The sequence below is a fragment of the Streptomyces sp. NPDC002619 genome (genome assembly GCF_042889305.1).
Lineage (GTDB): Bacteria > Actinomycetota > Actinomycetes > Streptomycetales > Streptomycetaceae > Streptomyces.
In genome coordinates this window covers 25,430-47,237 of record NZ_JBIAQV010000040.1, presented here as the reverse complement: position 1 = coordinate 47,237, position 21,808 = coordinate 25,430, and the positions used below count along the sequence as shown (strand labels likewise).

Here is a 21,808-nt window from a genome sequence, read left to right as displayed (position 1 = left end):
GGTCATCGAGGCATGGCGCTCGCATCGCACCACGTGTCCTCGAATCCCCCGGCCTACCTGAGGCAGAAGATGACGGACAGCCGCCCCTGTGATTGCCTGGTGTCGATGGGCCGCGCGCGGCCTTTCGCCCCACAGGGCCAGCTGAAACCGCCACAAGGACACGACCAATGGCGCACTACACACCGGACTACCCGGAAATGATCGTCCCGGTCGGCCATGTCGAGCCTGTGCCGCGCCGCATCCGCGGCTATGCAGCCAACCTTCTGGTCCTCGACACCGTGCGGGCACAGTACGTGTGGCTGTGGCCCGGCTACCCGCAGTACTGCATCCCCCGGGAAGACATCCGCGCGGGGGCCCTCCTCGACGAGGGCCGGACCATGGCACTACGCATCGGCACAGCACGCCGCCAGACCCTCCGCCTGGTCCCGCTCACCCGCCCCGGCGCGGCCTGGGAATGGGCTGACGACACACCGCCCGGTATCGCCGGCACCGTCAGCTTCCGCTGGGAGGCCATCGACGCGTGGTTCGAAGAGGACGAGCAGGTGTTCGTCCACCCCAGGAGTCCCTACACCCGCGTCGACGCACTCCGCTCGGGCCGCAGTGTCCGCATCATGCTCGACGGAGCCATGCTCGCAGACGCACCGTCCTCGGTGATGGTGCTGGAGACCGGCCTCCCGACGCGCTACTACCTCGACCGCGTGCACATCGACTGGACACGCATGCAACCCACCGACACCGTCACCAACTGCCCCTACAAGGGCAAGACCAGCGGCTATTGGTCTGTCCAAACCGACACGGACACCCACCCCGACCTCGCCTGGGCGTACGACTTCCCAACCCGGCAGGTAGCGCCCATCGCCGGCCTGGTCGCCTTCTACAACGAGCACATAGACCTCTCCCTCGACGGGCACCTGCTGCCACGCCCCGCCGCCGTCACCAGAGCCATCTGGGAGCACGAGCACCCTGCATGACCTCACACGCGGCGCCGCCCCACCTGGGGGCCGCCTCCCGTCTCCCGCGCACCCATTCATCCCGCCTCGTCTCCCCGTCCTGCTGGGACCTCCAGGACGCCGCTCACATCACCTGGCTGCAGGCGCGGGCGGCCGAACCCGGCCGCCAGGAGGCCCCGGCCGCCAGGTGGCGACCGGAAGGGTGTGTCAACTTAACGGCTGATCTTGGTTGTTGAGGTGTCCGTTGTTGCTCGGGCTCAGGCGGCCCTCGAAGGCGATCTGGAACGCGTTCAGGGGTGCTTTCCAGCGCATGGTCCACCGCCTACGTCCCTTACCGGTCGGGTCCAGGCTCATCAGCGCCATGTAGATGCACTTGAGGGCGGCGGCTTCGTTGGTGAAGTGCCCGCGGGCGCGGACGGCCTTGCGGATGCGCGCGTTGACCGACTCGATTGCGTTGGTACCCGGTATGAACATCGGTGGAGGCCCGTTCTGGTACCGGCAGTGACGAGACGTCAGTCTCGCCGTACGGTGCGACCGTCCGGGCCGTATCCGGCCCAAGGGCGCCATCACCCGCATGGTCTCCGTGCGAAGCCGGCCGCCGACCGGGTCGACCACGACGTCGAAGCGCTGATCGCCGACGGCCTCGGCCAGGTCCTCGGACGCGTCGGTCTCCGACGCCGTCCGGCCCAGGGCGGAGTCGCACGAAGCGATTGCGCGGCAAGCTCGGTGAGCTGGGCGGGGATCCCCGGCGCCCGCGGCGACGATGGCTGACACCCTCCTCAGAGCGTGCGCCGATTTTTCTGTTGCTGAGGGCCAGCTGTCCGGGTCGGTGTCCGGGCGGTGTAGTGCCTGAGCCCAGAGCCAGTCCCGGCGCTCAGAGGTATCTTCTTGATCTACGCGGCCGTGCACGCGTTCGCTGATGCGGGCGACGCAGTCGGCGACGTCGCGCAGGTGGCGCTGGAGTTCTGCACGACGCTCGCCGCGCTTACCCTCCGGCGGTCCCGGCCGATCCGTGACACCCGGTTCGCTTCCCCGAACGCCGCCTCTGCATGGCAGCCGTCGCCCTGACCATGGATTCTGCGAAGCCCAGTGCAGTTCAGCCGCATGCATGTCGACACCCGCCGCCTGCCGTCAGTCGGTGCTTTCGGCCAGGGTGTCCCGTACCACGCGTGCGGCGCACTCCGCGTTCTCCCGCGAGACGTCGAGGTGAAACACGAACCGGAAGTACGGCCGCCCACCCGTGCACAGCACACCCCGGGCCGCCAGCCGCTCCACCAGGTCCTGCGGCGTGGCCCCTGCAATGGTCCGCGCGAACACCATGTTGGTGCGCGCCGCGCCGACCTCCAGCCCCGGCACTCCATCGAGCGCCTCGGCGAACAGTGCGGCGTTCGCGTGGTCCTCGGCCAGCCGCTCGACGTGGTGATCCAGCGCGTACGACGCGGCGGCTGCCAGTACTCCCGCCTGTCGCAAGCCGCCGCCCAGTACTTTGCGCCACCGCCGGGCCTCGCCGACGAACTCCCGTGAACCGAGCAGCACCGAACCCACCGGCGCCCCCAAACCCTTGCTGAAGCACACCGACACGCTGTCGAAATCCCCCGCGATCTTCCGCGCCCCGTCGTACGGATCGCCGCCGCCGGCCACCGCAGCATTGAACAGCCTGGCCCCGTCCAGGTGCGTCGCCAGTTCGTGCTTGCGGGCCAGAGACGTGGCCGCCTCCAGATACTCAGGAGCGATCACCGTGCCCCCGAATGTGTTCTCCAGACACAGCAGCCGAGTTCGCGCGAAATGCGGATCGTCCGGCTTGACCGCCGCCTCGATGTCCGTCAGGTCGAGCGTCCCGTCCTCCCGATGCGGCAACGGCTGTGGGTGGATCCCTCCGAGCGCGGCCGCCCCGCCGCCCTCATGGGTGTAGACGTGCGCGTCCCATCCCGCGATGTACTCGTCGCCCCGCCCGCAATGACTGAGCATTGCGCACAGATTGCTCATGGTGCCTGACGAGACGAACAGCGCGTCCGGGAAGCCGAGCAACTCCGCCATCCGCTCCTGAAACGCATTCACGGCGGGATCGTCGCCGAACACGTCGTCCCCCACGTTGGCCCGCGCCATGGCGTCGCGCATCGGTTGGGTGGGCCGGGTGACGGTGTCGCTCCGCAGGTCTATGACGTTGTTCATGCCTCTTTCCTACCGGAGCACCGTCTTGCGACCGTCGGCGGGGCGGCCGAGCGCGTGCGTCCTGCGGGCGTGGCGATGATCGCGGCAACGGCCGTGTCACCGGGCCGGCTGTTCGAAAACCTGGTGCCGAGGCGGTCAGTATCCAAGTGTCGACTGGACCGCCAGCGCAGGATGTCTGGCGCGTCGCAGGTCGTCCCAGCACCTCATGAAGTCATGGACGACGTCCTCGTCGTACGTGATGCCTGCCGAGTGGCTTGTGATCGTGGTACGCGGCAGACTCCAGCAAAGGGCGTCGAGTGCAGGAGGTTCCTCGGGCAGGACGTCGAGCACCGCACTGCGCACCTGCCCGCCGCTCAGCGCCCGGGCCAGCGATTCCATGTCCACCGTGGCGCCCCTGCCGACGTTGACGAAGGTGGCTTCGTTCAGCTGTCGGAACACCGTGTCGTCGAAGAGTCCCGCAGTGGCCGCTGTGAGCGGAAGCGCGTTGATCACCCAACGCGCCTGAGGCAAAACCTCCTCGGCTCGGCCCGGAACCAGGACATCGGCGAATCCACCGGCCTGACGCCCCGTACGGGAGATCCCGACCGATCGAATGCCGTTCCGTCGCAGCGCATGGCCGATCTGCGCGCCGACCGCACCGGTTCCGTACACCACAGCCAGCTGCCCCCGGACAAGTTCGGAGTGCAGCCGCTGCCACCGCCGGTCGCGCTGCTGCGCAAGGTGATCCGGCACCCTCTGGCATTCCGACAGGATCCAGCCCACCACGAACTGAGCGATCCGCTCTCCCATCCTTCCCACGGTGCGCGTCAGCAGTACTCCGCTCGGCAAGCCCTCTCGCAGCACCGCATCCACCCCGGCATTGCTGCTGTGGAACCAGACCAGGCCGCCGCTGTCCTGGAGCAGTGCTCGTGGTGGTGTCGAGCCGATGTAGACGAGCGGCTGCCCTGTGTGCGCGAGTTGTGAGGAGTACCGGTGCACCGCCGGGCCGCCTCGCGTCGCGAGCGCCTCGGCCAGTGCGCCCTCCAGCTCACCGGAGAGCTGGTGGGCGACGACGATCCGGACGCTGTTCAACTCCGTGGTCCACCCATGGGACGACGTCAGGTCACCCCCGCTCAGCTCAGACACGTCCGACCCTTCAGTACTTCGTCATCGACTGGTGTCCCTTGACACGCTGGAGTCGTTCGTGACCCGGCTTGGGAAGGAGCCGGTGATCGATGCGGTCTCGGCTCGCCGGCCGGGCCCCTTTGAAGGCCCGGCCGAGTGCTGACGCTGCGCCGACCGGTTCAGGGACGCTGCGCCGGGACGTTCTGGTGCACGAGCTGAGGATCTGTCACGGCCACCGGTGCCACGATCTTGTCGATGCGGGCCATCAGATCGGCATCCAGCTTCACACCGGCCGCCTTGGCGTTCTCCGCCACCTGCTCCGGACGGGACGCGCCGACGATGGCAGCCGAAACGTTGCTGTTCTGCAGCACCCAGGCGACCGCCAACTGCGCAAGCGTCAGGCCCGCCTCATCGGCCAGCGGCTTCAGCTTCTGCACCGCTTCGAGCACCTCGTCACGCATGAAGCGGCTGATCATCGCCGAACCCTTGTCGTCCGTCGCCCGAGACCCCGCGGGGGCCTGCTTTCCGGGAAGGTACTTGCCGGTCAGCACACCCTGGGCGATCGGCGACCACACGATCTGTCCGATGCCGAGCTCCTGGCATGTCGGCACGACCTCGCCCTCGATGATCCGCCACAGCATCGAGTACTGGGGCTGGCTCGACACCAGCGGCACCTTGAGCTCCCGCGCAAGCGCGTGCGCTCGCCGGATCTGGTCGGCCGTCCACTCGGAGACGCCGATGTACAGGGCCTTGCCGGAGCGGACCACGTCGGCCAACGCCTCCATGGTCTCTTCCAGCGGGGTGAATCGGTCGAACCGGTGCGCCTGATAGAGGTCCACGTAAGATGTCTGCAGCCGGCGCAGGGAGTTGTCGATCGACTCCATGATGTGCTTGCGCGACAGCCCGCGGTCGTTCTTCCCGGGGCCAGTGGGCCAGTACAACTTGGTGAAGATCTCGATCCCCTCGCGGCGCTCCCCCTTCAACGCCTGGCCCAGCACCGCCTCGGCGCGGGTCTCGGCATAGGCGTCAGCGGTGTCGAACGTCGTGATACCCGCGTCGAGAGCCGCCCGCACACAGGCGACGGCGGCTTCCTCCTCGACCTGCGAGCCGTGGGTCAGCCAGTTGCCGTATGCGATCTCACTGATGACCATGCCACTGCTACCGAGATGCCGGTATTCCATCGTCGAACCTCTCAATGCATCGGGAATGCCTCCATGATCCCCCTGCGCGAGTTCTGCTGCGATGGGGGGTCGGGTAACCGTTCTACGGCACCCCGGCGCGGGCTGCGAAGGTGGTGCGGGCGGTGCATGGCTTGCCTTGAATGCCCCTTTTCTCGCTTGCGAGTTGCTTCAAATTCTCTGCTGATCGGCGGTGGTCAGCCGGTAAGCTTCGTTGCTCAAGGCGACTCGGCAAAGCCTTCTTCCGTTTCGGTCACGTTACCTTTCTTTTGGTAAAACCCCGCGAACTCATTGCCAGTTACTTCCCTGTGCGACCTTCCGGCCGCCAACCGGATCACCCCGGAATGTTCAACGGAGGGCACATTGCCGAGTATGACGGGATTCACGTTGCGCCCAACCTGCATCAGTCGGCAAGATCAATTCGTCAGCGCATTCGGCCGTAGGGGGCCATGACGTGCAGGTTTCCCTAGTGACTCTCAAGATCAAGCCGGACCAGCGTCCGCGCAACTGCACACCGGCCGGTACCACCGACCGCCAGACCACAGTGGTGCGGCCCAATCCCTTCCACCTGACGCGCTCTGAAGGTGGGAGTCGACGATGTCGCGCCCCTCATCGTCCCCGACCCGGCGGTGCACACCGAGTTTTGAGGCACTTTTTACGCGCCGCACGCAACTGCAGCCCACGCCCTCGCTGTCTGACAGCGAGTGGGCCCGCTAGGGCCGTGGAGCGAGAGAGTGGGGCAGGTTGTGGGACGGCGCAAGGGCGGCATAGGGATCGCACTCGTCACGGTCGCGATGCTGGTGGGCGCGAGTGCCTGCGGCGGGGGCGGCAGTGACAAGGCGAGCCGGGACGACGCAAAGGCGTCGGGAAAGCCGAGTGCGAGCGCCTGGCCCACCCCGACGAAGCCCCCGGGCCCTCCGATGCTGCTGGAGACGATCACCCCGCAGACGGGAACCACGGTCGGCGTGGCCATGCCGATCTCGGTGGTCTTCACGAACCCGGTGGCGGCCAAGGCACGGGCCACGGTCGAGAAGCACATGACGGTGAGCGCCTCGCAGCCGGTGGCCGGCGCCTGGCACTGGATGGGCGACAAGCGCGCCGACTGGCGGCCGAAGACGTACTGGCCCTCCGGCACCAAGGTGAAGATCGACGCTGACATGAAGGGCGTCAGCAACGGCAACGGACGCTACGGCGTGCACAGCTACACGCACACTTTCACGATCGGCGACGAGGTGCACGCAGATGTCTCGGTGACCGGCCACACCATGAAGGTGACCCGCGACGGCAAGCTGGTGCGCACCCTGTCGATCAATGCGGGCAGCGCCCAGTATCCGACGTGGAACGGCACGATGGCCGTCATCGACAAGCAGAAGAAGGTCCACATGACCTCCTGCAGCGTCGGCATCAGCTGCGACAAGGCCAACCCCAACTACTACGACCTGACGCTGCCCTGGGACGTCCACCTGACCCAGTCCGGCACGTACGTGCACTACTCGACCGGCGACCCCACTCCGGGCAGCGGCAGCGCCCGCGGCTCGCACGGCTGCGTCCACCTGTCCATGTCGGACGCCAAGTGGTTCTACGGCCAGGTCAAGCAGGGCGACCCCGTCACCATCACCGGCTCGCCCCGAGCCAAGGCCCCGGCCGACAACGGCTACGCCGACTTCAACCTGGGATGGGACCAGTGGCTCGCGGGCAGCGCGTCCGGGGAGCAGACGACCGCGACGCTGTGATGCGCTGCGGTGGCGGCGCCAGTCAGCACTCGATGATGTTGACCGCGAGGCCACCGTCGTTCTCGCCCTTCGGGCTGGTCTGAAACGGCTGGCCCTCCGGCACCCCCACTCGTCCAACCGCTGGTCGAGGTCAGCGAACAAGGCACTGAACTCACGCATGAGCGCCGTCGCCTCGCGTGGCCACGCCTGCTCCTGGCGAGTGAAGCGCACTCGTCAACCCGTGATCGACATGGCGCCGGACAAAATCCGCAGACAGTTCAACAGCGCATAAATGAAATGGGACGGTTACCGCGCCCAGCTCGCCGCGTACGGGGACGGGCGGGTACTGCTGCGCTCGCGGCGCGGCACGGACATGGTGCAGGCGTTCCCCGAGATCCGCGCAACCGCCCTCGCACAGCTAGCCGCGGACACGGGACTGGATCGCGAACTGGTCGTGTGGGAGGAGGACCGGCTGGCATTCGAGCGGCTGCATCAGCGCCTCAACATGGCGCGGGAACGCTGCGGCCGGGCGGCGCGGCAGTGGCCGGCGCACTTCGTCGTCTTCGACCTGCTCCACCAGGACGGCACCGACCTGACCGGCTGGCCGAACGCCCGCCGCCGCCGGGCCCTCGAGGAACTCTCTTCGCAGCACGCGGTCTTCAGGCGCCGTGGACGCTGTGCCCGTCGACCACCGCCCCGGCCAGGGAATGGCTGGCGTGGACAACGACCGGACTGGAGGGATCGTTGTGGGCAGGCGCACACTGAAGGCCCGAGCCTCTTCCTGGTCGTCCTTCCTTCGTCGGCGGCACGCTCGCCGTGCTCCTTTGGCCAAGGGAATGGATCTAACAGACCCAGTACCATGCAGCAGTCCTGCCTCAGCCTCGCCCAGAAACGGACATCAGCTCACGAACCGCTCCCTCACGCAGATCTCACGAACTTTGTGACCTCGTGGGGACTCTTCTGATCTGGCCTGGGCTCAAAGGCCCCTGTATGGACTCCCCGAGACTAGTGAGACAGCCTGTCGGAGGTTCGACAACAACTACAACTACCTGGTCCCCGAGCTGGGTCCGGACACATTATTCACCGCCGACTCCGCCAAGCAGGTCGGCGAGTTGACGGAAGCCCTCGCCCTGGGCCTGACCCACGGCACCGGCTCGATCGCCGCCGAGCCCGCCGCGAACCGGTCGGATCTCGCCTCCCACGCCGGCTCTCCTCTCACCCACGATCCGGCCGCCCGCGCCGCCGCCGTCACCGATGCCGACGCCTGCCGCTCTCTGCCGTACGGCGAACGGGTCTCGGCCCAGCGTGCCAGACTCGGCCTGCCCTGCTGCCCACGACGACGATCGGTTCCTTCCCGCACGCCGGTGAACTGCGCAGGGCCCGCGCCGATCTGCGCGCGGGCCGGATCGACACCGCCGCCTACGAGGAACGCGTCAGGGCCGAGATTCACGAGGTGATCGCCTTCCAGGAGAAGTGCGGTCTTGACGTCCTCGTGCACGGCGAGCCCGAACGCAACGACATGGTCCAGTACTTCGCCGAACGGCTCACCGGTCGCCTCGCCACCCGGCACGGCTGGGTCCAGTCCTACGGCACCCGTTCCGTCCGCCCGCCGATCCTCGCCTGTGACCTCTCCCGCCCCGAGCCGATGACGGTGCGCTGGACGACATACGCCCAGACTTTCACCGACCACCCCGTCAAGGGCATGCTCCACTGAGTACGCCTACTCATGACGACCCGTACCGGGCCGGGGACGATGGGCTGTGTCGACCTACGCGCGGGAGGCGGGGGCATGGGCAGATTCCTGGCGGCGGTGGCAGCCGTCGCGGCGGCGGCCGCAGCGCTGGTCCTCGCATACGTGACAGGGGCACCGCCCGCAGTGGTATTCGCGGTCGGGGCCGGCGTGCTCAGCCTTTTGTGGCTACTGCTCCTGCTCACGCTGCCCTGGAACCTGTACTTCCGCGCGCATGCGGTGCTCGCCGAGATCGCGGTGAGCCGTGAGAGGGGCATGAAGGTCTCCCCAACCCGGGATGCCGAGGCCGACCGCATCGCCCGCACGATGCTCCGGGCGGCGGTCGCGGGTCACGTCCTGACGGCGGCGGTCGTCTTCGCGGTCACCTGGGCGACGGGCGAGTTCACGGGCTACTGGTTCGCCGCGTTCTTCCTGCTGAGCACCTTCTTCCGCCCGGCCGGCGCTTACTTCGGCCAGCTTCGGCGACGTCTGGGCACCCTCCTGAAGGAGGTCACGTATCCGCGCGACGACGTCGTTGAGCTGCACGCCCAGCTGAATCGCGCCGAGGCCGGGACACGGGTCCTGGAGGAGAAGGCGGAGGAACAGTACCGAGCCCTCGCCGAACTGCGCCGCACCGTAGACGCGCTGGCCATGAGCACGTACGAGCGGACCGAGGAGGCGGACCGCAGGATCGCCGCGCTGGGCAGGGAGTTCGAGTCCACGGTGAACCGCCTCACCGACAACCAGGACATCATCGCGGGCGTGAAGGCGTTCCTGCGCCTGCTGCGCTCCACCGACACGGCCGACGGCTCCCCGGTCTCCGGGTGACCGGCCCAAGAAGGATGCCCGCGACGAGGAGCCCGGCTCGGTGGACGCTGGCAATCTGCCCATGGCGTATGACCAGGCGACCGCGCCCGGGGTGATGCCCTGAGTGGTGAGTGTGGCGGCAGCACGAGCACTGCGGGCCAGCCCGGTGACGTGATGCCCCTCGTGGGACAGGTGGCGGGCGACGGCTCCGCCGACGAAGCCGGTGGCCCCGATGATGAAGATGCGCACGGTGTTGATCCCGTCAGCCAGGCAGAAGGCTGCGTTCGCCGCCGTCCGCGGGGATGATCGTGCCATTGAGGTAACTGCCGGCCGGGCCGGCGAGGAAGGCGACGATCTCGGCTATCTCGCCCGGGTCACCTGCACGACCGCGCGCATTGACCTGGTTGAAGGCGTCCGACTGGTCGCCGACGGCGGCGGTGCCTTCGGTGCCCGCCGGTCCAGGTGAAACGGCATTCACCCGCGCACGGCACGCCACACCGGTGCGAGGTCTGTGGCACATCGGTGCCTCCACACATCCTGGCCCTGGTCTCGGCGGCGGCTCGGGACACATCGTGGCCCAGCAGCTCATCCGTGCCAGGCGCCGGAGCAGCCGCCGCCGCTGGCTGTCCCGGACCTGATCGGTCCGGGGGGCGATCAACCTCGGCATGCCACGCATAGCCCCAGCTCAACCCACCCGGGAGGAGGGAACGGCTTCGCTGAGACAATCACTGGATGACCAGCAATGACATCCGGTTCGACTGCCAGCACCATGGCGACGGCGGCGCGCTCGTGATCGTCCCCCGCATCGACGGAGCACCACTCACCGAGCTGATCGACGGCTTCGAGATCGCGGCCGGGATGCAGCCCGCAGGCGACGCCTACGGCGGTCTGATCCCGGAGTTCTTCGGGTTCGGCCCGGTGCAGGACCACTTCCTCGGACGGTCCACCAACGCGATGGGGCCGAAGACACCCGTTCTCGGTTGTGAATGCGGCGAGTGGGGATGCTGGCCGCTCATGGCCCGCATCACCGCGACAGCCGACCTCGTGACCTGGGACGCCCTTCGAGCAACCGCACCGCAAGACCCGCGACCATGTGGCATTCGGTCCGTTCCAGTTCGATCGTCGCCAATACGATGACGCCTTGCGGGCCCTGAGCGCGGTGATCGGCTTCGACGTCGACGACACGCGCGCATGAGCGCTACCGGGCGCGGCCTGCAGGCGGGGCGCACAGCCCCGCCGCTCTTGGACCTTTGATGTGAGGGGTTAACCACACAGGGAGGGTGCTGTGAAATCCACCGCCAGCCGCAGTCCCGGAGCCGCGCTCGCGGCCCTGGCCGGAGCGCAGTTCACCGTCATGCTGGCCACCTCGATACCGGGGCCGGGGCGGGCCGGAGTCCGGGCCTCAGGTCCTCGGGCCCAGCAGTCGGATCGCGTCGGCGACCACCGTGCCGTCGGCGTCGTTGGTCAGCTCGACCGACGTGCCGAGACCGGCCCGCAGCCGGTAGGTGCCGAGCGAGACCCACGAGCCGCCGCGCGGATCGGTGGCTCCCGCTACCCGCTGGTCGATCCGGACAGTGGCGGTGCCGTCAGCGTGGACGACGGTGTACGGGGCGTTGCCCGCGCGGTTGGCAGCCGGGGGGTAGGACGTCTGGATCTCGTAAACGCCGTCCTGGGGCACGGCCGGACGCCAGCGCACCATCCGCTCGCCCGAACCGGCGGGCGCTGTGCGGTAGTTACCCGCCCAGAAGCCGGGGCCCGTCGTCGCCGTCGGCCAGCTGCCGGTGACGACCTCGAAGCCCAGCCGGTCGTTGTCCACGACCACCTCCGCGCGTACGTCGGCGGAGCCCGGCGCCTCGATCAGGCTGAGCGAGTCGAGGCCGAGCAGGGTCCCGCCGCCCCTGCCGGTCCCCGTCACCGCGCACCGCACGGTGTGCCGCCCGGCGCGCAGTCGAGTGGTGCCGATGTGGGCCAGATCGAAGCCGTCCGCTGACTGCGCCGTGGTGTCGATCGCGAAGGCGGGCAGCCTGGTGCCGTTCACCGTGATGGTGGCCAGTGCGCCGTCCACCGAGCGGTAGTGGCGTAGGAGCAGCTCGTACTCGCCGGTGTGCGGCACCCGGAAGGTGAACTCGGCGGCATCGCCCACCTGTTCGGGAGTGAGGACCAGTCGCTCGCCGCGGCGCGCGAGCGGATCGCTGACGGTTTTCACGGCGCCGCCGGTGACTTTGCGGTCCGTGTCGGCCAGGGCGATGACGGTCTCCCGGCAGCGGGGGCCACGGCGCAGGCTGTCGCGGCCACGGGTCAGCCAGTCGAGCGAGAAACGGCATACGTTGACCCGGCGCGGGACACTCGCCAGGTCACCGTCGCAGCCGTACAACAGCACGATGGTGCCGTCGGACAGCCGGGCGAGATCCGAGTAGAAGGAACGGTTCTCGTTGATGACCCGCGAGTACCGGTACGAGATGCCCTCGTCGTAACTGACCGACACCGTCATGTTGTATCTGACGGGCGAGTCGGGGCGGCTGAACAGCACCCGGTCGGTGTCGCGGCTGCCGGTGTAGCGCAACAGGCTTGCGTCCACCGCGTTGAACGAGCCGGTGCCGCCGTCGAGCGCCGGCTGCGACCACGTCAGGCCGTCGTCCGAGCTGACGGAGACGATGCGCTGTCCCTCACCGCCCGCCGCGGCGCGGCCGTTCACGAGCACGCTGCCGTCGGAGCGCTGCACCATCCGCGCCTCGTTGATGGGGTACTTGACCTGTACGGGCACTTCGCCGGTTGCCTGCCAGGTGGCGCCGTGGTCGTCGCTGTAGATCGGCGCGACGCCGTAGTAACGCTCGGCCACGGTGTTGCCGACGATCACCCTGCGGTGCGAGCAGTTGAGCAGCAGACGGCCGGACCTCAGCTGGATTCCGTGGCCCGGACCGGGGCCGTGCAGCGCCCAGTTGTAGGGAAACCCGTCGAACAGGCCTGCCAGGTTCCGTACCTCGCCCCAGGTCCGGCCGCTGTCCCGGCTGGAGATCATATAGAGGTCGCCCGAGTCGCCCGAGCAGGAGGTGTTCTGCGGCAGTCGGAGCGAGAGCATGTAGAAGAGGAAGACCTCCCGTGTCTCCCGGTCCACGACCAGCGCCGGGTTGCCCCAGGACTCGCCGTCGGCGGAGGTGACCAGTGTGCGGCTCGCCTCCCAGGTCTCGCCGCCGTCGGTACTGCGGCGCAGCAGCAGATCGCGCGGCCCGGCGTCGCACACCTCGTGACGGCCCTCGGTCACGGCCAGGATGGTGTCGTCGGGCAGCACGGCGAGCGCGTGGACGTGGTAGTTCACGAGCGGGCCCTCGACGGAGTCCCAGAGGGTCTGCTCGTGGAAGAAGTTGCCATGCCGGTCGGGTGCGGACGACCGGTCGGCGGCATGTGCCGTGGATCCGAGGGTTGCGGGGCCGAACGCGGCGGTCACCGAGAGGCCGGCGACGCCCAGGGCGAAGGATCTGCGGTTCATGGCGGTGCGCTTCGGTCCGGTGTCGGACATGGTGGGCCACCCCTTTCGGGCGGTACGGAGGAGAGGGAGCCGGCGCAGGGGCGTTACGGTCCCGATCAGGACGTACTGGACTGATCAGGGGCGTGCTGTCCTGGTCACAAGCCTGGGGCGCTGATCAGGGGCGTGTGGTCCTGATCGGGGGCGTGCGGATCCGGCACGTACCGGATCAGGCGCACATGCGGGATCAGGCGCGTATGAGATGTGCGTCGAGGGGAGCGAGCAGGTCGAGCAGTGCATGTCGCTCCTCGTCGGAGCACGGTGTGAAGGGCGCCGCGACATGCGGCGGGCACAACCCTCGTTCGGCCAGGACGGCCTTCACCGCCGGCACACCGGTTCGCACGGTGTGCAGCGCCAGCACCTCGTCGAGCAGCTGTTGCGCGCGCCACGCGTCACCGTCCCGTCCATCGCGGTGGGCCCGGAACAGTTCAACGGCCGCCCCAGGCGCCAGATTGGCCACTCCGGGGACCACACCGTCGGCCCCGAGCCGCAGCGCGTCGAGTGCCTGCCCCTCCGCGCCCTGGCTGACCCCGAAGTCGTCGCGCCGGCGGGCCGCCGCGACGGCGTGGCCGAACAGCGCGAGGTCGCCCGAGCTGTCCTTGATACCCACGAGGTGCGCGAGGCGCGTCAATTCGTCGAGCAGGGCGGGTGTCAGCGGATTGCTGTAGCGGGGAGCGTTGTAGGCGACGACGGGAACGCCGAGGCAGGCCAAGGCCACGTAGTGCGCGACGATCTCGTCGTGCCTGTGGTGGAAGTAGATCGGCGGGCTGAGTACCAGCGCGTCCGGCTCGGCGGGCAGGACGGCCTCCGCCCGCGCCAGCGCCTCGGCGGTGCCGGGAGCCGTGACGTTGACCAATACCGGCCCACCCTCGGTCAGTTCGCGCCAGCGCTTGGCTACCCCGGCGGCGAAGTCACCCAGTTGTGCCGTGGGCAGCAGCGGGCCCTCGCCGTTGCTGCCGAAGAGCATGAGGCCGCGTGCGCCCGCCGTCGCCAACGCGCCGAGCAGGGCGTCGGCGGCCGAGGCCGACGGTCGTCCCGGCCGGTCCATCGGTGTGACCAACGGGACCATGACACCGGCCAGCAGCGCGCGGCCGTCGGCCTGCCTCCTTTCGTCGCCGACCCGTCTTGGCCGGCCATCCGTTCCGCTCCCGCGGGTCCGTCTCTCCCCGTCGGCCCCTCTGTCTTGACTGCCCATCAGTACCCTTTGATCTCGGGCCAGGCCAGTTCGACCCCGGCGCGCGTGAGTTCGTCCTGGAAGCGGCGCAGCCGCTCGCCGTCCTCGTATACCTGCTCGACGTCCAGCCGGTTGTCGAGGCAGTACGCCGCTAGCGACCCGGCCGCCTCGCCGATGTTCCACTCGACGGGGTGCAGCCGGTAGCAGCCGTTGGTGATGTGGGTGGTGCCGATGTTTTTGCACACGGGCAGCAGGTTCCGTAGCCGCACGGGGAGCAGGGCGCCCAGCGGGATCTGGAAGGGGCTGCTGGCGATGTCGATATAGGTGTCGCCGCCGGTGGACGGATGCAGGTCGATCCGGTACATCCCGATGCCGACGGAGTCCGGATAGCGCACCGCGCCGTGTTCGCCCCTGACGGTGAGGGACAGGTCCTGTTCGACGATCTGGCGCCGGGCGACGATCCGGCGTGACTCACGGATGTACGGCGCCTTGGCCAGCCCGTCGGCCGTACCGAACACATCGCCGCGCAGCCGCAGGCCGGGCCAGCCGGTGCCGCCGTCGGGGCGGGGTGCCTCGGTCTGGAGCCAGTAGAGCATGCTCATGCTCAGCTCGCGGGCCCCCACCAGATGCCGGTCCCGCTCCTTGTCGTCCACCCCGATCAGCGATCCGGGCAGGTAGTCGATCATGGGCCAGTTGACGATGGTCACATCACTCGCGACAAAGCCTGGCCGGTACAGCTTCCGGGAGACCACCCGGCGGAATTCCCACAACTCCTTGTCACCCGCGTCCTTGCTCTGGTCGGCGACGACCGGCCCCGAGTCGGCGTTCGGAGTGAAGCCGCGCGGTACGGTCTCCAGCGTCCTCGGGTCGGGCGCGCTCAGGCTCAGCAGCCGGTTCGGCCACTGCGGGGGGTGGTACGCGGCCCAGCCGTCGTAGCCGGCCGGCCGGTCGACGGTGTGGTCCTCTCCGGCCAGATGGTCGACGGCGAACACCCAGGAGAACGCCTGCATGTTGGCCGGCTGCGCCTCGTCGGGCGCGCTCGGCTCCCCCGTGTCCCGCCGCGACTCGAAGCCCGTCACATGCTCGGCGCCGGTCAGCGGCAGCAGGTCGCCAAGTTCCGTCGCGTCAAGGACGTACGGCGCCGACACCTCGACCCGCATACCGTCCGGGCCTTCGACGACCACGGACCGTACCCGGTCGCCTTCCACCGAAGCGGCCACCGGCCGGTGCCCGTACAGGATCCGCAGTCGGCCGGCGGCCACGTACGGCGCGACCATGGCCTCCAGAACGGCGGCGGCGACCCTCGGCTCGTGGCACAGCGCGCTCACGCGCCCCTCGCCCGGGTTGAGATACCGGCGCCGCCTGGCCTCGTCGGTGAGCGGATACCACATCCGGTAGTGCTCGCGGATCGCCTCGCGCAGCGCGCGGTAGGTGCGGGTGGCGCCGAACTGCTCGATCCAGGCGTGCTCGTCGGGCGGTACGCCCTGGCTGGTGAGCTGACCGCCGATCCAGTCGGTCTCCTCGGTGAGCAGGACCGACCGACCGCGGTCGAGGGCGGCCAGCGCGGCGGCCACGCCGCCGAGGCCCCCGCCCACGACGAGGATGTCTGTGGATGCCGACGTCTCCGCGCTCATATGCCGCTCCCCCTCCCGTGTGTTACCCGCACTGTCTGCGTCATCGCTGTCTGCGCTGCCGGTCGTGGCCGGAGCTTCGCTCGGCCGGCCCTCCGTCCGGGCCGAACGTGAAGCTCCGAGGTCCGCCCCGTACGTCCACCGGCACGGGCGGGCCACCGCCCGGCGGTGTGACGAGCAGGTCGCCGATGCCCTCGGCAGTCCCGGTGACGCGGTCGTCGGTCAGCCGGTAGCCCCGTACGACGACTCCGGGCGCCATGTCCAGCAGGACACGTCCGTCGAGGCCGACGGTGAGCCGGTCGGCCGCCCGGACGTCGAGGCGGCCCTCGCCGAGCGGCAGGTTGCACAGCTCGGCCGGCTCGCCCGGGTGGGCGAACCGCCAGCCGTCGGCCCGCGCGTCGGCCAGTTCACCGAAGGCGAGATACGCCAACAGACCTCCCCAGGCCATCAGCCCGTCCGAACGCTTCTGAAGACCCGTCAGGTTCTCCCCGTCGACGGCCGGATAGTTCTCCCTGACGTGGCCGTACTCACGCCATTCGTCGAGAAACAGCCGCAACAGGGCCCCCACCACCGGCCGGCTCAGCTCGGTCAGCTCGTACCGTCGCAGCCCACGAACGGCGAGATACGCCATCGGTGCCCAGATCCGGCCGCGCCAGTACGTCGCCGCGAAGCCGGGGTCGTTCCGGGCCACGCTGGGCAGGGGCCGTACGCCGCCCAGCGCTTCGGGCCGCAGCAGATCGGCGGCCACGGCCGCCGCACGGCCGGCGTCCGGCAACCCGCCGAGCAGCGCGTACAGCATCGTCGGTGAGACGTGCGGATCGTGCGCGCCCGCCGCCGTGAGATTGCGGTAGCCGCCCCGCTCGCCGTCCCACAGCAGCCGGTCGGCGACCGCCTTGGCCGTGGCGGCCTCGGCGCGCAGCCGGTCGGCCGTCGCGCGCTCCCCCAGGATGTCGGCGATCTCCGCCAGGGCCTCGGCGTCGGCGATGTGCAGCGCGTTCAGGCCGACGTCGGCCAGGTCCATGGTGTGGGTCGCCGGGTCGTACAGCGTCTCGTCGTACATCGGCGAATCGTCCAGGCCCGACTCCCGTTTGGCCCGGTCCAGGGTCGCCGACGCGGGGTCGCCCGCGATCGGGTCGGAACCCCAGGCGAGCAGCCCGTGCGGCCCGCGGCGGGCCCGGGGCCACCAGTCGTGCCAGGCCAGCAGCGCCGGAAAGGTGTCGTCGAGCAGTGTCGCGTCGCGGGTCTCGGGCGACAGGCCGCCCGCCAGATAGGCCTGATACACCGTCAGCGCGCCGACCGGCGGCTGCGAACGGTCGTCGGTGCGGCCCCCGTCGTCCGAGATCCGGTTCGGGATCATGCCGGCCTCGTCCGTGTACGGAAGGATCTGCCCGAACACGCCGCGCGCGTAGTCCCGGTCGACGGCGGAGGCGGCGAGGCCGGTGAAGAACGTGTCCCAGGCGTGCAGGGCCCATGTGCCGTAGAAGCCCTTCCGCTCGGCGCAGACGAAGTCCCGCGAGGTCGGGGTCAGGACGCGGCCGATGTCCGGGGCGTAGATGGTGTTCCAGGTGACGGCCCTGGTCAGGGCGTCGGCGGCATCGCCGAGCCAGCCGCCGGAACGTAGCCGGGTCCGGTCGGTGGCGGCGCGGCGCGCCGCGAGTACGCTGCCGGTCTCCGCCACCGTGCCCGGCGCGCGCTCCGGCGCGATACGCAGCTCCACGGTGCCGGGACCGGCGTCGGTCCCGGCCTCGTCGTTCGGTTCGTCGTCGGCCACGGCTCCGAACGCCAGCACCAGCGTGTGCGCCGGACTCTCGACCCTGCGGGCCGGCCACGAGGCGGTGACCGTCCAACGGACGCCGCCCGCAAGGACAGTGCCGACCAGGAAGGTGCCGGCCGGGACGCCGCCGGCCGAGTCCGGACGGCCCGTCGGCTCGTCGATGCCGTCCAGGCCTTCCACGGACAGCACGACATTGCCCGTGCTCTCGGCGCGGGCGTGCAGGACGTCGCCGGGTCCGCCCGCGAAGACCAGCCGCAGCCGGTGACCCGCCGCCCGTACCGTCACCTCGGCGTAGGTGCCGTCCACGGTGTGCGGCCCCGGCCGCTCAAGTCCCTCGCGCCAGGTGAACCCGTCGAGCACCGGGCCTTCGGGGCCGAGTACGCCGAACCGCACCCGCGGTCCGGACGGCAGCCGGCTCATACCGGTGTGCGTGCGGACGTCCCAGGTGTTCCAGCCGGTCGCCTCCGGAGTCACGGTGGCACGCTTCTCGCTTGTACGACTCTCGCTCATACGACCGCCTTGTCGTCGGCGGTGCCGTCGCCCGGCACCGAGTCGTCCAGGTCCAGGGCCGCGTCCAGCAGCGTCCGGGTGTACGCGTGACGCGGCGCGGTCAGCACCTCGCCGGTCCGGCCCTCCTCCACGATCACGCCCCGGTGCATCACCGCCACCCGGTCGGCGATCTGGTGCACCACCCCCAGGTCGTGGGAGATGAACAGCATCGCGAGCCGGTGCATGCCCCGCAGATCGACCAACAGCCGCAGGATCTGGGCCTGGACCGACACGTCGAGCGCCGACACCGCCTCGTCGCACACCAGCAGCCGGGGCCGTACCGCCAGCGCTCTGGCGATGCTGACCCGCTGGCACTGACCGCCCGACAGGTCCCCCGCGCGCCGCGACGCCACCTCGGGGTCGAGCCCCATGTCGGCGAGGAGCCGGTGCAGCGCCTCGGTGCGGTCGCCCTCCGGCGCGGTGACCGGATGGGTGCTCCAGACCTCGGCGATGATCGAGGCGACCGTCATGCGCGGATTCAGCGACGAACGCGGATCCTGGAACACCATCTGCACCGCGCGCTGCAACTCGGGCGGCCGACGCCCCGCGCGGCCGAGCGGCCGGCCGTCGAAGGTGAGCGTCCCGGCGCCGGGCCGTAGCAGTCCGGCCACGCACCGGGCCACGGTCGTCTTGCCGGAGCCCGACTCGCCGACAAGCCCGAGTGTCTCCTCGGGCGCCACCGACAGGCTCACCCCGTCCACGGCGACCTGGCCGCCCCGGCGGCCTCTCCCCCGCCCTCCGTAACTGACGTGCAGATCACGCACATCGAGGAGTGCGCACCCGCCGGGAAGTGCGCGCTCTGCGGGGAGTTCCCCCTCCCGCTCACTCGCGCTCACGACCCCAGCACCTCCTCGGCGAAGTGGCAGGCGCTCCAGCGCTCCGGCGCCACCTCTCGCACCTCCGGCACCTCACCGCGGCACCGCGCGCGGGCCAGTGGGCAGCGCGGATGGAACGCGCAGCCGGCCGGCCGGTTCGCCGGCGCTGCCGGGGCGCCCGGCAGCGGATCGGCCAGCGCGGTACGGGCTCTGACGGCGGGCACGCTGCGCACCAGGGCGGCGGTGTACGGATGAGCAGGCCGCCGCAGTACGTCGCGGGCGGGCCCACGCTCGCAGACCCGTCCCGCGTACATCACCACGATCCGTTCGGCGACGTGCGACACGACTCGCAGGTCATGGCTGACCAGCAGCATCGCCAGGCCGTCCGCCGCCTGGATGTCGGCCAGCAGCCGCAGGATCCGGGACTGCACGGTGACGTCGAGCGCCGTCGTGGGCTCGTCGGCGAGCAGCAGCGAGGGCTGTCCGGCCAACGCCATCGCGATCATGGCGCGTTGGCGCAGTCCACCGGAGAGTTCGTGCGGGTAGGCGCGCATCCGCCGCTTCGGCTCCGGCACGCCGGCCCGGTCGAGGAGTTCGACGACCCGGCGGCTCACCTCGGCGCGCGGCAGCCGGTCGCGGCGTGGGATCTCGCCGACCTGACGGCCGATCCGCTGGGTCGGGTTGAGCGCGGCGAGCGGGTCCTGGAAGATCATCGCGATCTCCCGGCCGCGTACCGTACGGCGCCGTGCCGGGTCGGCCGCGATCAGGTCCTCGCCGTGCCACAGCAGCCGGCCCGCCAGGGTCGCGCCCTCGGGTGGCAGGCCCAGGATCGCCTGGGCGGTCATCGTCTTTCCGCTGCCCGACTCGCCGATCAGCCCCACGGTGGTGGCGCGTGGCACGTCGAAGGACACGCCGTCCACCACGCGCACCCGGGTGCCGCGCGGGCCCGGCAGTTCCACCACCAGGTCGTCGATCCGCAGGGGCGGCCCGTCGATCGCGGGCGCCGGTTTCGTGACCCCGCGTTCGCGCGCGGTTCCGGCGGGGGTCACGAGCCACCGGTCCGTACGGTGGCGAAGTCCGGCAGACCGCTGGCGTCGGGGACGAAGCCCTTCAGGTCACTGTTCCAGGCGTACGCGATGCTCACCGACATCGGGTACATCCCGACGGCGTCCCGCCAGATGATCTGGCTCGCCTGACCGTAGAGGTCGGTGCGCTTCTTCTTGTCGGCCGTCGCTCCCGCCGCCGCCAGCAGGCCGTCCAACTGCTTGTTGCAGTAGCCGTTCCGCTTGGCCGCGCAGGTGTAGAGGCGGCCGAGGTTGCTGGCCGCGTCGTAGCTGGGGGTGGCCAGCTGCTGGAAGTTGATGTCCCACTTGAGCGCGATCAGGTCCTCCGTGAAGGTGGCCTGCTCCTTCTCCAGCGGGTCCGCCTGCACGCCGACCTTCTGCAGGTCCGAGACGACGGCCTGGATGAAGGGCCGGAACTCGGCGTTGGCGAACTGGAGCCGGAGCTTCTTCGAGAAGTCGAAGCCTGCGGCGGTGAGCGCCGCCTTGGCGGCTGTCGCGTCGTAGGCCACGGGCGGCTGCGGTACGTGGCCGAGGACGACACTCGTCACGGGCGCGTCGGCCGGCTTGCCGGTCTCGGGATAGAGCTTGCTGATGATGGTCTTGAAGTCGACCGCCTGCCAGATCGCCTTGCGTACCTTCGCGTCCTTGAGGGCGGGGGTCGAAGAGTTGAACCACATGGTGAACTCGGCGCTGCTCGGCACCGTTTGCACCGTCAGGTCCTTCTCGCCCTTCAGCGAGGCCAGTTGGTCGTCCGGGATGCCCCATACGATGTCCACCTCACCGGTGCGCAGCGCAGTCATGCGCGCCGACAGGTCGGGGATGTTCCGTACGGTGACCCGGCGGAGCGCGGGCTTCTCGCCCCGGTACTTCTTGTTGGGCACCAGGACCAGCGACTCGCCCGGGGTGAACTTGTCGACGGTGAACGGGCCCGAGCCGACGGGGTGGTTGAAGAAGGCGGTGTCGTCCTTGCCGACGCCCGACGGGATGACGTAGAAGGTGCCGAGCTTGCCGGGGACGGACGCGTCGGGCGCCGGGCTGCGGAGCACTACTTCGGTGGGTGAGGTCTTGGTCATCGTGGAGCCCGGGAAGTTGCCCGCGTTGGGGCCGTTCAGGCTGATCATCCGCTGGAAGGACGCGACCACGTCGTCGGCGTCGAGCGGGGAGCCGTCGGAGAACGTCACGCCGTCGCGCAGCGTGAACGTCCAGGCCGTGACATCCTTGTTGGGCTTCCAGGAGGTGGCGAGGTCGCCCTTGAGCGTGCCGTCCGGGTCGGGTTTCACGAGTCTGCTGAAGATCTCCTGCCCAGCCAACTGCGTTCCCGTGGAGGCGCCTTGGGCACCGTGCGGGTCCAGGCTCTCGATCGGATAGGTGCCCGCGGCCGTCACGTCGGCCGAGGCTCCGGAACCGCCTCCGTTGTCGTCGCCGCCGGTTGTCGTCGTGCAGGCGGCGAGGAGCGCCGCGCCCGCCGTGGCGATGGCGGCGAGCCGGATCAGCCGGCTCCGCCCGTACTCACGCGTCTTGGTCATGGTGGTGCTCCTGTCTGCGATCGAGGATCGGTCGGAGTCAGCCGGTGGGTGAGTCGATGCGAATCGATGCGGGTGGATGTTCGGTGGGCCGGTCGGACGG

General features: G+C 69.8%; 17 protein-coding genes and 3 pseudogenes. 7 read left to right on the top strand and 13 right to left on the bottom strand.

Annotated features, from left to right (window positions below):
• The first annotated feature begins 167 nt into the window (after positions 1 to 167).
• A complete protein-coding gene (locus ACFYXB_RS36785; RefSeq protein ID WP_389589370.1) occupies positions 168 to 971 on the top strand; it encodes a DUF427 domain-containing protein in 804 nt (267 codons plus the stop codon).
• 186 nt (positions 972 to 1,157) lie between these two features.
• On the opposite strand, the pseudogene ACFYXB_RS36780 reads toward ACFYXB_RS36785, so the two are convergent.
• A pseudogene (locus ACFYXB_RS36780) lies at positions 1,158 to 1,409 on the bottom strand (transposase); the annotation flags it as partial.
• Between the two features lie 429 nt (positions 1,410 to 1,838).
• Between ACFYXB_RS36780 and ACFYXB_RS36775 the strand changes: the two are divergent.
• The gene (locus ACFYXB_RS36775; protein WP_389589369.1) at positions 1,839 to 2,018 is read left to right on the top strand and encodes a hypothetical protein; all 180 of its coding nucleotides are present in this window, start codon (positions 1,839 to 1,841) and stop codon (positions 2,016 to 2,018) included.
• A 63-nt stretch (positions 2,019 to 2,081) separates the two neighbouring features.
• Here ACFYXB_RS36775 and ltaE read toward each other — a convergent pair whose 3' ends face one another.
• The 3 genes from ltaE to ACFYXB_RS36760 form a co-directional block, all read right to left on the bottom strand.
• Positions 2,082 to 3,122 (bottom strand): low-specificity L-threonine aldolase, encoded by a 1,041-nt coding sequence (gene ltaE, locus ACFYXB_RS36770; protein WP_389589368.1) that lies wholly within the window; start codon positions 3,120 to 3,122, stop codon positions 2,082 to 2,084.
• 135 nt (positions 3,123 to 3,257) lie between these two features.
• Entirely contained in the window at positions 3,258 to 4,247 is a 990-nt protein-coding gene (locus ACFYXB_RS36765) for an NAD(P)-dependent oxidoreductase (protein WP_389589367.1), read from the bottom strand.
• Positions 4,248 to 4,405: 158 nt separating this feature from the next.
• Positions 4,406 to 5,407 carry an aldo/keto reductase family protein gene (locus ACFYXB_RS36760; protein WP_389589366.1) on the bottom strand — a complete coding sequence of 334 codons (1,002 nt, stop codon included), beginning with the start codon at positions 5,405 to 5,407 and terminating at the stop codon, positions 4,406 to 4,408.
• A gap of 731 nt (positions 5,408 to 6,138) precedes the next feature.
• On the opposite strand from ACFYXB_RS36760, the gene ACFYXB_RS36755 reads away from it, so the two are divergent.
• From ACFYXB_RS36755 to ACFYXB_RS36740, 4 genes and pseudogenes are all read left to right on the top strand, one after another.
• Positions 6,139 to 7,137, top strand: coding sequence for an Ig-like domain-containing protein (locus tag ACFYXB_RS36755; RefSeq protein WP_389589365.1), 999 nt, complete (start codon positions 6,139 to 6,141; stop codon positions 7,135 to 7,137).
• Positions 7,138 to 7,408: 271 nt separating this feature from the next.
• Complete coding sequence (locus tag ACFYXB_RS36750) at positions 7,409 to 8,080, top strand: hypothetical protein (RefSeq protein ID WP_389589364.1); 672 nt, start codon at positions 7,409 to 7,411, stop codon at positions 8,078 to 8,080.
• Positions 8,081 to 8,240: 160 nt separating this feature from the next.
• Positions 8,241 to 8,824: pseudogene (locus tag ACFYXB_RS36745) on the top strand (5-methyltetrahydropteroyltriglutamate--homocysteine S-methyltransferase); the annotation flags it as partial.
• Between the two features lie 81 nt (positions 8,825 to 8,905).
• Positions 8,906 to 9,673, top strand: coding sequence for a hypothetical protein (locus tag ACFYXB_RS36740; RefSeq protein ID WP_389589363.1), 768 nt, complete (start codon positions 8,906 to 8,908; stop codon positions 9,671 to 9,673).
• Between the two features lie 120 nt (positions 9,674 to 9,793).
• Here ACFYXB_RS36740 and ACFYXB_RS36735 read toward each other — a convergent pair.
• A pseudogene (locus ACFYXB_RS36735) lies at positions 9,794 to 9,967 on the bottom strand (NAD-dependent epimerase/dehydratase family protein); the annotation flags it as partial.
• Positions 9,915 to 10,130 carry an SDR family oxidoreductase gene (locus ACFYXB_RS36730; protein WP_389589362.1) on the bottom strand — a complete coding sequence of 72 codons (216 nt, stop codon included), beginning with the start codon at positions 10,128 to 10,130 and terminating at the stop codon, positions 9,915 to 9,917. The gene ACFYXB_RS36730 and the pseudogene ACFYXB_RS36735, both read right to left, overlap by 53 nt.
• 254 nt (positions 10,131 to 10,384) lie before the next feature.
• On the opposite strand from ACFYXB_RS36730, the gene ACFYXB_RS36725 reads away from it, so the two are divergent.
• Positions 10,385 to 10,789, top strand: a complete 405-nt coding sequence (locus tag ACFYXB_RS36725; protein WP_389589361.1) for a hypothetical protein — start codon at positions 10,385 to 10,387, stop codon at positions 10,787 to 10,789.
• Positions 10,790 to 11,054: 265 nt separating this feature from the next.
• Here the strand turns inward: ACFYXB_RS36725 and ACFYXB_RS36720 are convergent, their stop codons facing one another.
• The 7 genes from ACFYXB_RS36720 to ACFYXB_RS36690 all read right to left on the bottom strand — a co-directional run bounded on the left by ACFYXB_RS36720 (position 11,055) and on the right by ACFYXB_RS36690 (position 21,708).
• Positions 11,055 to 13,169 (bottom strand): exo-alpha-sialidase, encoded by a 2,115-nt coding sequence (locus ACFYXB_RS36720; RefSeq protein ID WP_389589360.1) that lies wholly within the window; start codon positions 13,167 to 13,169, stop codon positions 11,055 to 11,057.
• A 193-nt stretch (positions 13,170 to 13,362) separates the two neighbouring features.
• Positions 13,363 to 14,244, bottom strand: a complete 882-nt coding sequence (locus ACFYXB_RS36715) for a dihydrodipicolinate synthase family protein (RefSeq protein ID WP_389589359.1) — start codon at positions 14,242 to 14,244, stop codon at positions 13,363 to 13,365.
• Between the two features lie 125 nt (positions 14,245 to 14,369).
• Entirely contained in the window at positions 14,370 to 15,983 is a 1,614-nt protein-coding gene (locus ACFYXB_RS36710) for an FAD-dependent oxidoreductase (protein ID WP_389589358.1), read from the bottom strand.
• A gap of 40 nt (positions 15,984 to 16,023) precedes the next feature.
• Positions 16,024 to 18,264 (bottom strand): trehalase family glycosidase, encoded by a 2,241-nt coding sequence (locus tag ACFYXB_RS36705; RefSeq protein WP_389589357.1) that lies wholly within the window; start codon positions 18,262 to 18,264, stop codon positions 16,024 to 16,026.
• The gene (locus tag ACFYXB_RS36700) at positions 18,261 to 19,139 is read right to left on the bottom strand and encodes an ABC transporter ATP-binding protein (protein ID WP_389589356.1); all 879 of its coding nucleotides are present in this window, start codon (positions 19,137 to 19,139) and stop codon (positions 18,261 to 18,263) included. The genes ACFYXB_RS36705 and ACFYXB_RS36700 overlap by 4 nt, the downstream gene beginning before the upstream one ends.
• A complete protein-coding gene (locus ACFYXB_RS36695) occupies positions 19,136 to 20,167 on the bottom strand; it encodes an ABC transporter ATP-binding protein (RefSeq protein WP_389589355.1) in 1,032 nt (343 codons plus the stop codon). The genes ACFYXB_RS36700 and ACFYXB_RS36695 overlap by 4 nt, the downstream gene beginning before the upstream one ends.
• A complete protein-coding gene (locus ACFYXB_RS36690) occupies positions 20,164 to 21,708 on the bottom strand; it encodes an ABC transporter substrate-binding protein (RefSeq protein ID WP_389589354.1) in 1,545 nt (514 codons plus the stop codon). The genes ACFYXB_RS36695 and ACFYXB_RS36690 overlap by 4 nt, the downstream gene beginning before the upstream one ends.
• Positions 21,709 to 21,808 lie beyond the last annotated feature (100 nt).